We start from the raw sequence: 14,227 nt of genomic DNA, 5'->3' as shown, positions 1-14,227 counted from the left end.
TGAACCCTATTGAGAAAAAATGGGCTCAAGTGAAGTTTCTACGCCAAGGGTGGATGGAAAATGACTTATCCAAATTATTTTATGATGTTTGTCCTAGCTATAACATTTTTGTTTTGAACTGACTATAGTTATTAACTAAAGCTTTAGTTAAGGAAATCTTGAGATGAAAAATGTACCCGTAGCGATTGTAGGCGGTGGTTTAAGTGGTTTATATGCAGCACTATTATTACAACGAAAAGGTATTGAGTATATCCTGTTAGAAGCTCGGCCTACTCTGGGAGGTCGTATTGTCACAACTCAGTCTCAACAACAAACACCCACTGAGCTATTAACTGCTGAGCACTCCGACTCTAATGCAGCAGAATTAGCATTAATCAACAGTACTGACAGCTTTGATTTGGGCCCATCTTGGTTTTGGCCTGACTTTCAGCAGCAGTTAGGTAGTCTTATCGAGGAGCTACAGCTACCAAGCTTCGCTCAGTTTGAAGAGGGTGACATGATGGTCGAGCACGCTGCTGATGAGCCGCCCATGCGTAGCCAAGGTTATAAGAGCTCATCGCCCTCAATGCGCCTAAAAGGCGGCATGGCAGCGCTGATTAATGCTTTATATAGCCGCTTAGATAGCACGAGTATAATTACTAATCAAATAGTCCGTCGGCTAAACAAAACTACGGAATATATTGAGATTGTCAGTGAAAACTCGTTTGGGCAACTGACCACTTGGCAAGCTCAACAAGTGCTGCTGGCGCTACCACCGTGCTTGGTAGAAGACAGTATAGAGTTCACCCCAGCGTTACCAACAGAGCTAGCAAGCCAATGGCGCAACACGGCTACTTGGATGGCCCCTCATGCGAAATACTTTGCCGTTTACGATAAGCCCTTCTGGCGCAAGCAAGGACTATCAGGGGAAGCTCGCAGCTCATTAGGGCCACTAGTTGAAATTCATGATGCTTCTATAATAGACGGTAATGGCGCATTATTTGGCTTCCTTGGCGTGCCATCAGCTGTACGTCAAAGCGTCTCTGAAGCAGTGCTAAAGGCACATTGCCGTGCTCAATTAGTACGACTGTTTGGCGCAGCAGCAGACTCACCGAAGGCAGAGTATTTTAAAGATTGGTCGCAAGACCCATTCACCGCCACTACTGCTGATGCTAATGGCGATGGTCAACATGCCTCAGCTCCTGCTTGCAAAGCAGCATCGGGAGTTTGGGCAGCGTGCTTGACTGCTATCGGTAGTGAGTGGTCACAACAGTTCCCCGGTTATACCGCTGGTGCTATTGAAGCTGCCAGCGTAGCCGTACAGAGTTTGCCCGCTTCTTTAGCTAATAGTTAATAGCTAATAGTTAATAGCTAATAGCTAATAGCTAATAGCTAATAGTTGATAGTTGATAGCTGGTAGTTTCTAGGTAAAACCAAAGCCAAACATGCCATTAAAGGCGACTAATTGGTTTAGCTTTTACAGGCTGTGCTGTGCGCACTGATAGCGGGTTTATGACCAAGCTGTCTACCCTTAGATTGAACCTTTTATCTTATATCGACTGTCTTATAGAGTGGGCGCAGCTTACGAGCACTAAGACCTTTGACCGAACTTAACTGCCAGCTGTTAATTTGAAAACACCGACCAGCCAGTTTTTTGTACTAGCAGCTCTAACGCCTTTAGTCCAAGTTTGGAGTTTCCTACAGGATCCAGCCCTGGTGACCATACTGCGATTGAGCCTTTACCTGGGGCTATGGTCAAAATACCGCCACCAACACCACTTTTACCCGGTAGGCCAACACGGTAGGCAAACTCACCAGAGCCATCATAATGACCGCACATCATCATCAACGAATTGATCCGTCGAGAGCGTTGTGGATTGATTACGCTCACCCCTGTATGTTGATTGACACCATTAGACATCAAAAAGCGACCAGCACAAGCTAACTGCTGGCAGCTCATCGCAATCGAACATTGATGGAAATAAACCCCTAGGACTTTGTCCACATCGTGCTTTAGATGGCCAAAGGCTTTCATAAAATGAGCTAATGCCGCATTTCGATCTCTGTGCTCCATCTCAGACGCCGCTACTTTATGGTCAAAACGAATTGAATCATCGTCTGTAATAAAGTGCACAAACTGCAGAATCTCACCCAATATCTCTTTTGGCTCATGCCCCATCATAATTGCATCTACCACTGCAATCGCCCCAGCATTAATAAATGGATTACGCGGTCGCCCAGATTCGTACTCCAAGATGGTGATCGAGTTAAACGGGTCGCCAGATGGCTCACGGCCAACATGGGTCCAAAGCGCATCACCTAACTTGCCAAGAGCAATGGTTAAAGTAAACACCTTAGAGATACTTTGGATCGAAAATAATGTACTGGCATCACCTGCTGCATATACTTGCCCGTCAGGTGTCGCTACCGCAATACCAAACTGGTTTGGATCCACATGCGCCAGTTGCGGGATGTAATCCGCCACTTCTCCACGATCTGTTTCAGCCGCCATTTGGGCAGCAATATCATCAAGAATCTTTTGCATATTAGTTGGGTAACCGTATCTCTAAGGCGTGATTGAAAAATAATGATTTTAACTGAATAAAAGGGCTTAATAATAGAAAAATTATATTTTTATTAGGATAGGTTGAGCTCAATCGCATAGCAGCTTTTGCAGACTGCATATTCTATGACAACATGACACTAAAGAGATACCTTCATGCTTCTGAGGGTAAGGCACCTGTCATTATTATGGAATATTCAGATATTGGTTAGGCGAATCTTGCGATCCTCAACCTACATCATTTAAAAGAAGATTTTATTAAAAAATCCCCAAGAGTATTACTATAGCTAAAAACTCCTGCGCAAATAAGATGCCTATACTAAAATTTATCACCTAAAAATAACAACAAAAAAAACCGCCCTGAGTGCTATTAATTAACAGCTCAGAGCGGTTTTTTATATCAGACTAAAGCATTTACTCAGCAGTTGAACCCTGATCAATACCTTTCATAGTCAACTTAATACGACCACGGTTATCAACGTCTTGTACGAATACATTAACCTTTTGACCTTCTTTTAGATAATCAGAAACATTCTCTACACGCTCTTCAGCGATTTGTGAGATATGTACTAAACCATCCGTATTTGGTAAGACGTTAATGAACGCACCGAAATCAACGATACGAGCAACAGTACCTTCGTAAGTTTTACCTACTTCAACTTCAGCAGTCAAAGCTTCGATTTTGCCGATAGCCGCTTTAGTAGCCGCTTTGTTTTCACCAAAGATACGGATAGTACCGCCGTCATCAATATCAATAACCGCACCAGTTTCTTCAGTTAGCTGACGGATAGTTGCGCCGCCTTTACCGATAACTTCACGGATTTTGTCCGGATTGATTTGGATAACTGCATAGTTAGGCGCATGAGCATTGATTTCAGTGCGGCTTTCAGGCAATACTTTATTCATCGCCTCTAAGATATGAATACGACCAGCATGAGCTTGCTTAAGCGCTTGCTCCATGATGTCTGGAGTAATCCCTTCGATTTTGATATCCATCTGTAAAGCAGTGATACCGTCTTTTGAACCGGCTACTTTAAAGTCCATATCACCAAGATGATCTTCATCACCTAAGATATCAGACAATACTGCAAAGCGTTCGCCTTCTTTTACTAGACCCATCGCAATACCAGCTACTGGTGCTTTGATTGGTACGCCAGCGTCCATCAATGCCAAACTTGCGCCACAAACAGAAGCCATAGACGACGAACCGTTTGATTCAGTGATTTCTGATACTACACGGATGACATACGGGAAGCGTTCGCTATCTGGAAGCATCGCTTGTACACCACGGCGTGCTAGACGACCATGACCGATTTCGCGACGTTTAGGGATACCTTCACGACCAGTCTCACCTACTGAGAAATGCGGGAAGTTATAATGCAGCATGAAATGGTCACGAATAGTACCCGCTAACGAGTCAATCATGTTGACGTCACGGCTGTTACCTAGAGTAGTAGTTACCAACGCTTGGGTCTCACCACGAGTGAATAGTGCTGAACCATGAGTGAACGGCAATACCCCTACTTGCACATCAATAGCGCGAACAGTTTCTAGATCACGACCATCGATACGTGGCTTACCAGACAGGATATTGTCACGGACGGTACGATATTTTAGATCGTTATAGATTTCTTTAAGCTCAGACACGTTGCTACTATAACTGTCTGACTCAGCATCACCAGCAAGCGCATCGATAGCGGCTTGTCTAACTTCGTCAAGTTTAGCGTAACGCTGTTGCTTATCAGTAAGGGTATAAGCGTCAGCAACTTGCGCGCCGAACTGCTCTTTCATACCTTTCTCTAACGCTTCATCATGCTTAGGCGCAGTGAATTGTTGTTTAGCAGTACCGACTTCTGCTGCTAATGAGATGATGTTATCAATAACGATTTGCTGTTGTTGATGGCCATATAATACCGCACCTAACATTTGATCTTCTGATAGTTCTGCCGCTTCAGATTCAACCATCAATACTGCAGATTTTGTACCAGCAACGATCAAGTCAAGATCACTTTCTTTTAGCTGCTCGATAGTTGGGTTAAGAACGTATTCGCCATTGATAAAGCCTACACGTGCACCAGCGACAGGACCATTGAATGGCGCATCAGAAATAGCTAATGCAGCTGAAGCACCGATTAGAGCAGCGATATCAGCGTTTTGAGTCTTGTCTGATGATACAACAGTAGCGGTAATCTGAATTTCGTTCAAATAACCTTCTGGGAATAATGGACGAATAGGACGGTCAATTAGACGTGAGGTTAAAGTTTCGAATTCACTCGCACGACCTTCGCGTTTGCCATAAGCACCTGGAATCTTGCCAGCGGCATACATTTTTTCTTGATAGTTAACGGTTAATGGAAAGAAGTTCTGACCTTCTCTAGCTTCAGATTTTACCACTGCTGCTACTAGGACAGAAACGCCGCCCATATGAACCATAATAGAGTTAGCTTGACGCGCTATGCGACCAGTTTCTAAAACGACTAGTTGATCGCCGTACTGGAATTCGCGAGTAATAGTATTAAACATTGTCATATAAGTTTTTTCCTAATGTTGACTGACTAAAATAACAACAGCACTATAAATAGTCTGTTATTAGTCGTTAAAAGTTCATTATTATGTGCTAATTACTGTAGGACAATCACCAAAGAGCTAAGGGTCATCGCTACCACATCTATGTCTGTATATATCTACGTAGGACTATATAGGGCTATCTAGTACTGTATTCTGTTTTGCTGTAGGCAACTATAATACCTATTGCTATGCTTATAACTTCTATATCGTGGCCTATTTTACAGGGATTTATAGCCCTTGACCAATTAATTGCAAAACTGCATATATGAGTTATTTTTCTGAGATAGTTGAATAATGTTCGATAATCGAATATCCATAAAAAAACGGCGTGAAACTATTCCACACCGTTTTTAAATTACTAATAGCTACTATCTGGCATCAATAACAACATAATTTACCTTAAGTATTATCGACGCCCTACTCTTTTATTCAACAGGCGTTGAATTAACGACGTAGACCTAATTGGCTGATCAAAGTACTATAACGACCTAAATCTTTACCTTTTAAGTAATCAAGTAATTTACGACGAGTATTAACCATACGAATAAGACCACGACGGCTATGATGATCCGCTTTGTGAGCTTTAAAATGGTTTTGTAGATCATTAATACGCGCGCTTAATAAAGCAACTTGTACTTCAGGGGATCCAGTATCGTTTTCGCCACGTTGGTATTGGGCAATGATAGCTTCGCGATCAGTATTAGTTAACATAAATTTCTCCAGCAATGCTAAAGGCTCTACAAGATTTTCAATTTATTTGAATAGTTGTAGAACAATAGGGTAATAAAAATAGCTTACTGTCCATTCAGGATAACCCTGCATTACTAGAGTTGACCTAGTGAACCGTAAACGCTGTTTGTGAGCTCAGCAGACGTTTCTCATAGTGACAATATTATACTGACAACTATTAGAAAAGGCTTACCGTAACTTGGCGCAAGTATAGCAAAAAACCACTCAACTAACAGTAGTTTTCACTAATACTTTTAGTAGCCCTTTAGTCAATAACACACTACTAGCAACCGTATAGTTAGCACTATTAGTAAGCTTAATAAGGTCATATAGACTATAGCTTTAGGCTAAAAAAATTATCTAAAATTTAAATACACGTCTAACTATAGTATGAATTAATGCATGCAAATAATAAAGTGGCAACTACTCACTACCCATCATAAGCTTTAAACATTTATTGCAATTAAGACTAAATAATTAAAAAATTAAGTCACTATTATTTTTTAACATCATCTTCAGTAGCATTGCCACCTAATGCATCATCGCTTAAAGGAGCAGTTGTTGCTTCAGCAAGACTATCAGGAGCGATGTCTCCACTAGGGTCAATATCATCAGCTAATCGCTGTATTTGTTGCTCTTGCTGATCCATATCTTTTTGAGGCTTGTTCATCTGAACTCTCCTAATCCATTAAAATTGTAATGACCTCAATAGCTCATAAATAAGGGTTAGTGACTAGCTATTAGAGACTACAACTTATGAAGGAACTATTTATTAAGTGACTATTTATGAAGGAACTATTTATGAAGTGACTATAAATGACCGTAAGGATAATACTAAAAATGCTAACCATCATAGTTAGCATCTTTAATACTATAAAAGTTAACTGTTACTTTTCTTGTTTACTGTCTTTAGCATTTTCAGCGATACGATCTGCCGCCGCTTCGCTATCTTCAGTAGAGTTACCTTCTGTTTGATTCTTTAACGAAGCTTCAGCAGCATCAGAACGTTGTTGCTCAAGTTTGGTATCGTTTGGATTAGACTGTGCCATAGTAAATTCCTTATTATTGGGAAATTCTTGTTATCAAAGTGCTGATATAAAAAGCATAGCTATAACAATCCAACTTAACTAAATGTTAATTTAAGATGTAGCTCTAAAAACATTTTATGGTTCGAAGGTTTATAACTAATGATCACTTTTTAATCAATGGATAATCACTATTTATCTTGTTAACTCTTGAAGTGAGTTACGCTTTTATTAATTAGATTTTTCTTAGCCTACTTAATTATTCTTAGCTTACTCAATAAATATATAAAAAAAGCAGATTCCACCATAGGTGAAACCTGCAATTAAATGTGACGTTATGTGACTAGTGTAATACCCTAGTAAAAGGTATAGCGATTAGGTTAACTATAGCTACCGATTAGCGATGAATAATCTTTTTAGGCTGCAGGCGTCCATTAAGACTGACCGCTCCTAGACCTAAGAATTGATGGTTATCATCGATTAAACGAATATCAACAGCCAATTCATACTCTGCAACATCAGCATTGTCTGCTTCTATATCTGTAGTAACTGCATCAGTTAGCTGCACGCCCTGCTGGATATTACTAGAAATATATTGTTGTAAGGTGGGTGTCAACTGCTCAATGACGTTTAGACGCTGACCCATCTTTATGCGCTCGCATTGCTCAGAGTCCAAAATTAGTTCAGCATCAATATCGACACACGCATCGATCGCTAATAACTGTTCAAACCTTTCACCTAATGCCAATTGCTCTAACTCTGACAAGCTCATGGCTTGCGCAATAGAGAACTTACCCACTTGTAAGCGTCTTAGCGCAACCAAATGCCCTAAAGTGCCTAGAGCTTTGGCGATATCTTCACCTAATACTCGAACATAAGTGCCTTTAGTACAAGTAACCGTCAGTTGCAGATGTTGCGGATCAAGCACTGTCAAAGTTAGTGCCTTGATAATAATATCTCTAGGTGGCCGCTCAACTTCTATACCTGCACGGGCATATTCATAAAGCTTTTTGCCATCTTTTTTTAATGCAGAGTACATCGGTGGGATTTGCTGCTGTGCTCCCATAAACTGCTTAGCGATATTATTTAGCTGGGCTTCATCAATCTCCGCAACAGCCATTTCAGCAGTTACTTTACCATCAGCGTCACCGGTATCTGTCTGTCTACCTAATAATATAGTGGCTTGATAGCCCTTATCAGCATCTAACTGATAATGACTAAATTTAGTCGCCTCTCCTAAGCAAATAGGTAGCAAACCAGTAGCCATTGGATCAAGGGTACCAGTATGACCAGCTTTTTTGCTGTCATGACTAGCTGACTTAAACAGATACTTGACCTTGGATACTACTTGCTGCGAAGTCATACCTATAGGTTTATCGATTAAGATTACCCCAGATACCTTTTGCTTACCGACTGGCTGTTTAGCAGCTTGCGGCTGATCAACTTTGTTAGAGACTGTAGACATAATAGTTTTTGCTCTTAAGGATACTCTAATATTTACTCTTGTGTTTCTTGCTCATCAGTTTCGTTTTGCTCCGTTTTAGTAACGGCCTTACTGATTAGATCCATCATATAGTTACCACGAGCAGTGACTTCATCATAATGAAAACGCAGACGTGGCGTAGTACGAGTTTTGAGACTATGACTCAACTCAGTACGCAAAAATCCAGCTGCATTATTAAGGACTTTCACACTTTCTTCATGATTAGTGATAGTCATAGAGTCATTAAGACCAGGTTCCATGATAGTGACATAGACATCAGCATAGCCAAGATCGGGACTGACTTTTACACTAGAAATAGTGACGAAACCAGTCAAGCGTGGATCATTGACTTCATCACGAATAAGCACAGCGAGTTCACGCTGGATTTGATCAGCTAAGCGTTGTAGACGTTGATTCATTTTATTATCCTAATTCTAATAAGTTTTATTATTGCTAATACTATAAAGGGTTAAGTGACCATAAAAAAGGCCTAGCAGGATTAACCTGTTAGGCCTCTATACATCATGATATTAGTAAGCAATGCGATGTATATTCAGCGGATTAGGCTTATAGCATGCTTAAGCAGTCGGTTTAGATAGTACGTTCGACTTCTTGAATCTCAAAGACTTCAATCTTATCGCCCGCTTCTACGTCATAACCACGAACCGCTAGACCACATTCCATACCAGTACGTACTTCATTAACGTCTTCTTTATAACGACGTAATGATTGTAATTGACCGGTGAAAATAACTTGGTCATTACGTAGTACACGGATAGGTTTGTTACGATAGATCGTACCTTCGACCACCATACAACCAGCGGCTGCACCGAATTTACTAGAGCGGAACACTTCACGAACATCCGCAACACCTAAAATCTTCTCGCGATGCTCTGGTGCCAATAGACCACTCATAGCTGCTTTAACATCGTCAATTAAGCCATAGATAACGCTGTAATAACGAATATCCATATCAGCAGCATCTGCTTTACGGCGTGCAGTAGTATCGGCACGAACGTTGAAGCCTAATAATACCGCTTCGCTAGATTCAGCGAGACTAACATCAGATTCAGAGATTGGACCAACACCTGAACTGATAACTCTGACCTTGACTTCATCAGTAGACAAGTCATTTAAGGCTGATAGTAATGCTTCTAGCGAACCACGAACATCGGTTTTTAGCACGATGTTCAAGAACGACACATCACCTTGTTCCATTTGCTCAAACATACTCTCTAAGCGCATTTTGTTCTGACGATCAAGTTGCTGCTCACGCTCACGATTGGCTCTAAAATCTGCCACTTCGCGGGCTTTTTTCTCATCAGTTACGACTAAGAACTCGCTACCAGCTGCAGGGGTATCAGGTAATCCTAAGATCTCAACAGGGATAGAAGGACCTGCGGTCTGAATACGTTTACCGTGTTCATCAACCATGGCACGTACACGGCCATAATACTCACCGGCTAATACTAAATCGCCTTGTTTCAGAGTACCTTTTTTGACTAGTACGCTAGCTACCGGACCACGACCTTTTTCAAGTCTTGATTCAATAACCACACCTTGCGCAGCTCCATCTAATGGCGCTTCAAGCTCCATTAGCTCAGCGGTTAAGCTGATATATTCTAATAGCTCATCAATACCTTCACCAGTCTTGGCTGAGATACGGGCCATTGGAGTATCGCCGCCCCACTCTTCTGAAACTACTTGCTTAGCAGTCAATTCATTTAATACACGATCTGGATCAGCACTAGGCTTATCCATCTTGTTAATAGCTACGATAATCGGCGTACCAGCAGCACGGGCGTGATCAATAGCTTCTTCAGTCTGTGGCATCATGCCATCATCAGCGGCAACTACTAATACGACGATGTCTGTCGCTTGTGCACCACGTGAACGCATCGCACTAAAGGCGGCGTGACCCGGGGTATCAAGGAAAGTAATAACACCGCGATTGGTTTTTACATGATAAGCACCGATGTGCTGAGTAATACCGCCAGCTTCGCCAGTGGCGACTTTGGTTTCACGAATTTTATCTAGTAATGAAGTCTTACCGTGATCGACATGACCCATGATAGTAACGACAGGTGGGCGTGTTTGTACGTTACTGCTACGCTCATCAACGGCATCATGTAAATCATCTTCAACTTTAGTATCGCTTACTAAGACTGGGTTATGACCCATCTCTTCTACAATTAGACTGGCTGTCGCTTGATCAATAGTATCTGAATCAGTAACAATCTCGCCCATTTTCATAAGCAATTTAGTAACTTCGCGAGCTTTAACGGCCATACGCTGCGCTAGATCTGCTACAGCAATTTGTTCGCTAATCTCAACGTCATAGATAATTTTTTCGACTGGTTTTTCAAATTTATGCTGACCTGCTTGCGCTGAACGCAAACCGTTCTTACGGTTTTTGATCTCACGCTCATCTTGGTTCTTACGACGACGACCACGAGCACCAGTACTGTTGGCTCCACGCTTGATTTCGCGACGCTCTTTTTCGAACGACTCTTCTAGCGCATCACCCACTAGACCTTCGGCCAATGGTTCATCTTTACGAACTTCAGCAACTGGCTGATCAGTGTATTTTCCAGCCATTTTACGCATCTGCTCAAGAGTGCGCTTTTGCGCCTCTTTAGCTTGCGCTTGACGAGTTTCTGTTTCGATTTGACGCAAACGATTTTCTTCTACTTCGCGGGTCTCACGAACTTTACGCTCAATAGCTGTTTCAACTTTTGGCTTAGTAGCTGCTACTTTTTTCTTCTCTTTCTCTTTTTCTTTATTAATAATCTCAACGGTAGCTTTGCCACCTTTTTTGACTACTACTGAAGAGTTAGCAACTTTCGCACTTTTGCCTGATGAGCTTTTGCTAGAACCAAGACTAGTACGCATAGCGGCTAAAGTAGCAGCTTGACGTTCTTCAGACTTTCTCTTAGCTTCAGAGCGCTCTTCTAAGTCTTTAGCGGCACGAGTTTGCGACTCAATCATCGCTTGTTCACGCGCAGCTAATTCTTCAGCCATCTTCTCTGGATCAGGCTTATCAAAGACTTTCTTTTTACGTACTTCAACATTGACACTCTTAGATTTGCCTGAAGAGCCAGTCACGCGAGCAGTACTAGTCGTTTTAGATTTTAGACTAATACGACGCTTGTCTTGCTGACCATGACTTTGTTTTAAATACGCCACCAGCTTCTCTTGCTCAACTTCAGTGACTGGATCACCTTCGTTTCGAGCGGGCAGCCCAGCATCCTGTAGTTGCTGTTGTACAGCACTAGCGGTTTTGCCTACCATATCTGCCAGTTCTTTGACGGTCTTATCTGCCATTTATTATCACCTACTGTCTATTGTTTGCTATATGTTCAATTCAGTTGTTGGCTACAAATGATTGCGCTAAAGCTAATATTGGTTTTACCCTTTATTGGCTTTTAATAATCGCTAGCATACCACCAAAAGACAGCGATATGCAGTTAGCGCCTATTCATTGAACCAAGATTCCCGAGCCTTCATGATGAGCTTGCCGGCTGTTTCAGTATCTAAGCCTTCAATATCTTCTAAATCAAATACCGCTTGCTCAGCTAAATCATCAACGGTAATGATATCTTTTTGCGCCATTTTATAGGCCCAACTTACTGTCATACCTTCAAGATCTTGTAGTTCTTGACTAGGCTCTTTCATGTTCTGTTGTTTAACTAACTCGTCAGCTATAACGACTTCTTTAGCACGTTCTTGAATCATATCGATAGCTTCATCATCTAGGCCATCAATATCATAAAAAGTGTCGACTGGTACATAAGCGACTTCTTCAATGCTAGTAAAACCGATATCGACTAATGCTTGTGCTAAATCTTGATCTACTTCTAAACGTTCATAGAATAGATCGATAAAGGCTTTAGTTTCATTTCTTTGACGCTGTTGATATTCTTCTTCTAGCATCATATTGAGCTTATAACCAGTCAGCTCAGAAGCTAGACGAACGTTTTGACCTTGTGAGCCAATAGCACGAGCTAACTGATCATTAGTACTAAAGACGATATCAGCAGTCTTGGTATCTTCATCTAAAATGATACTACTAACATCAGCAGGCTCAAGCGAGCTAATGATAAACTGTGCAGGATCATCTGACCAAACTACGACATCAATTCGCTCACCATCAAGCTCTTGCTGTACTGCTTGAATACGAGTACCACGCATACCAATACAAGCACCAACTGGATCAATACGATGATCGTTGGTTTTCACTGATATTTTAGCACGAGTACCAGGCAGACGAGCGACATTACGAATCTCAATAATCTGCTCAGCAATCTCAGGTACTTCTTTTTGCATTAAAGCGGATAGCATTTCAGGATGAGTACGCGATAACAGTAACTGCGCGCCGCGGTTTTCACGATTCACATGATAAAGAATAGCGTTAATACGTGATTTTACTCGTAGCTGTTCACGCGGCAACATTTGATCGCGCGATAGATAGCCTTCAGCATTATCACCTAAGTCAACAATATAACCATCTCGGGTTTGTTTTTTGACTTCGCCGTACATCATTTCGCCAACACGTGGCTCAAAAGCATCTGCTACTAGAGCACGTTCGGCTTCACGGATTTTTTGAATGATAACTTGCTTAGCTTGAGTAGCGGCAATACGACCAAATTCGATCGATTCGATTTGCTCTTCTTTAACATCACCAATTGACCATTGCTCTTGATCAAGATCAGTAATAGCTAATTGGCAAGCAGGCATCTCATGATCTTCATCAGCCACTACTGTCCAGTAACGATAAGTATCATAGTCACCAGTTTCACGGTTAATCGCTACACGTACGGCTACTTCTGGTTGTTCGGTGTATACTTTTTTCTTAGTAGAAACCACTAAAGCGTCTTCTATAGCTTCAAAGATATCTTCAGGATTTAAGCCCTTTTCATTACTGACGGTTTCTACTACCGTTAAAATTTCACGACTCATACTATGCCCGTCCTATCATTTTATAATTGGCTTAGATTTTATAATTTATGTACTAACGTTATATGGTTACCGCAAGCCCTAGGCTATTTAGCAATTTATAATACTTTAAACTACTGCTATAAATTATTTATTAATACCTATATAGCTATGCAATAGGAATTAGCTAGAGAATTGCTCAGCTAACATCCTTCTAATCTTATAAGGTAACGCTAATACTTGCTGTTTAAGCCGAAGTACTCCGTTAATTAGTAATAGTATAACTATTACTAATTAACCGAATCTCTCAGAAACTAGCATTAGGCATTGATAAAGGGTGTATCTTCAAAAATCAAATTGGCTTTGTCAATATTACTAAAGTCAATTTCGAATGTTTCGTTATCAGTAGCGGTAAGCTGTAGTGATGAGCTATCCATACTGTCTAGCTTACCAGTGACTTTGCGGCGCTTCTTATCGCCTTCGCCTATGGCTTGTATCAAACGTAAGCTGACATTTTCACCAATATAGCCACGCATTTGCTCTTCTGAGAAAAACGCCCGATCAAAACCAGGTGAAGATACTTCTAAAATATACTCACCAGCGATAGGATCGTGAACTTCTAGGATCCCACTGACTTGATGATTTACCGCAGCACAGTTTTCGATAGTTACTTGCTTATCTTCCGCTTGCTCTTCAGGCAAAGCTTCAATATAGATACGCAGTAATGAACGACGGCCTTGCGGTACAAACTCTACGCCCCACAGTGCGACATCGCATGCCGCTACTGCTGGAGCAATAATATTAGTTAACTCTGCAACTTTAGTCGAAAGTTTCATAATTTATTTATATTTTCCTATTTGCTTATTAATCTAATCGCTTAATCTAGCTTATTTAACATTACTGTCTTTGATTAACTATTTTTTAGCGCAATTATGTCTTTTATTA

Annotated in this window: 11 protein-coding genes; 1 reads left to right on the top strand and 10 read right to left on the bottom strand. The window is 41.2% G+C overall.

Features of this window, described 5'->3' with window-relative positions; translation table 11 throughout:
- The first annotated feature begins 163 nt into the window (after window positions 1-163).
- Window positions 164-1,333, top strand: a complete 1,170-nt coding sequence (locus tag JMY09_RS10120) for a flavin monoamine oxidase family protein (protein WP_201623467.1) — start codon at window positions 164-166, stop codon at window positions 1,331-1,333.
- 270 nt (window positions 1,334-1,603) lie between these two features.
- Here the strand turns inward: JMY09_RS10120 and JMY09_RS10115 are convergent, their stop codons facing one another.
- From JMY09_RS10115 to rimP, 10 genes are all read right to left on the bottom strand, one after another.
- Window positions 1,604-2,524, bottom strand: coding sequence for a glutaminase (locus JMY09_RS10115; RefSeq protein WP_201623466.1), 921 nt, complete (start codon window positions 2,522-2,524; stop codon window positions 1,604-1,606).
- A gap of 432 nt (window positions 2,525-2,956) precedes the next feature.
- A complete protein-coding gene (gene pnp / locus JMY09_RS10110; RefSeq protein WP_201623465.1) occupies window positions 2,957-5,071 on the bottom strand; it encodes a polyribonucleotide nucleotidyltransferase in 2,115 nt (704 codons plus the stop codon).
- Window positions 5,072-5,554: 483 nt separating this feature from the next.
- Window positions 5,555-5,821 carry a 30S ribosomal protein S15 gene (gene rpsO, locus JMY09_RS10105; protein ID WP_201623464.1) on the bottom strand — a complete coding sequence of 89 codons (267 nt, stop codon included), beginning with the start codon at window positions 5,819-5,821 and terminating at the stop codon, window positions 5,555-5,557.
- A 514-nt stretch (window positions 5,822-6,335) separates the two neighbouring features.
- On the bottom strand, window positions 6,336-6,509 hold the full coding sequence (locus tag JMY09_RS10100) for a hypothetical protein (RefSeq protein WP_201623463.1): 174 nt from the start codon (window positions 6,507-6,509) through the stop codon (window positions 6,336-6,338).
- Window positions 6,510-6,726: 217 nt separating this feature from the next.
- Window positions 6,727-6,888 carry a hypothetical protein gene (locus tag JMY09_RS10095; RefSeq protein WP_201623462.1) on the bottom strand — a complete coding sequence of 54 codons (162 nt, stop codon included), beginning with the start codon at window positions 6,886-6,888 and terminating at the stop codon, window positions 6,727-6,729.
- Between the two features lie 373 nt (window positions 6,889-7,261).
- Window positions 7,262-8,329, bottom strand: coding sequence for a tRNA pseudouridine(55) synthase TruB (truB, locus tag JMY09_RS10090; protein ID WP_201623461.1), 1,068 nt, complete (start codon window positions 8,327-8,329; stop codon window positions 7,262-7,264).
- A 32-nt stretch (window positions 8,330-8,361) separates the two neighbouring features.
- Entirely contained in the window at window positions 8,362-8,766 is a 405-nt protein-coding gene (locus tag JMY09_RS10085) for a ribosome-binding factor A (protein ID WP_201623460.1), read from the bottom strand.
- A 172-nt stretch (window positions 8,767-8,938) separates the two neighbouring features.
- On the bottom strand, window positions 8,939-11,671 hold the full coding sequence (gene infB / locus JMY09_RS10080; RefSeq protein WP_201623459.1) for a translation initiation factor IF-2: 2,733 nt from the start codon (window positions 11,669-11,671) through the stop codon (window positions 8,939-8,941).
- A 150-nt stretch (window positions 11,672-11,821) separates the two neighbouring features.
- Window positions 11,822-13,306 (bottom strand): transcription termination factor NusA, encoded by a 1,485-nt coding sequence (gene nusA / locus JMY09_RS10075; RefSeq protein ID WP_201623458.1) that lies wholly within the window; start codon window positions 13,304-13,306, stop codon window positions 11,822-11,824.
- A 296-nt stretch (window positions 13,307-13,602) separates the two neighbouring features.
- Window positions 13,603-14,118 (bottom strand): ribosome maturation factor RimP, encoded by a 516-nt coding sequence (gene rimP, locus JMY09_RS10070; protein WP_201623457.1) that lies wholly within the window; start codon window positions 14,116-14,118, stop codon window positions 13,603-13,605.
- Window positions 14,119-14,227: the final 109 nt, after the last annotated feature.

The sequence above is a fragment of the Psychrobacter urativorans genome (genome assembly GCF_904846695.1).
Classification (GTDB): domain Bacteria; phylum Pseudomonadota; class Gammaproteobacteria; order Pseudomonadales; family Moraxellaceae; genus Psychrobacter; species Psychrobacter urativorans.
Note: the sequence above shows the minus strand (reverse complement) of the source record. Positions and strands in the feature narration are given on the sequence as shown.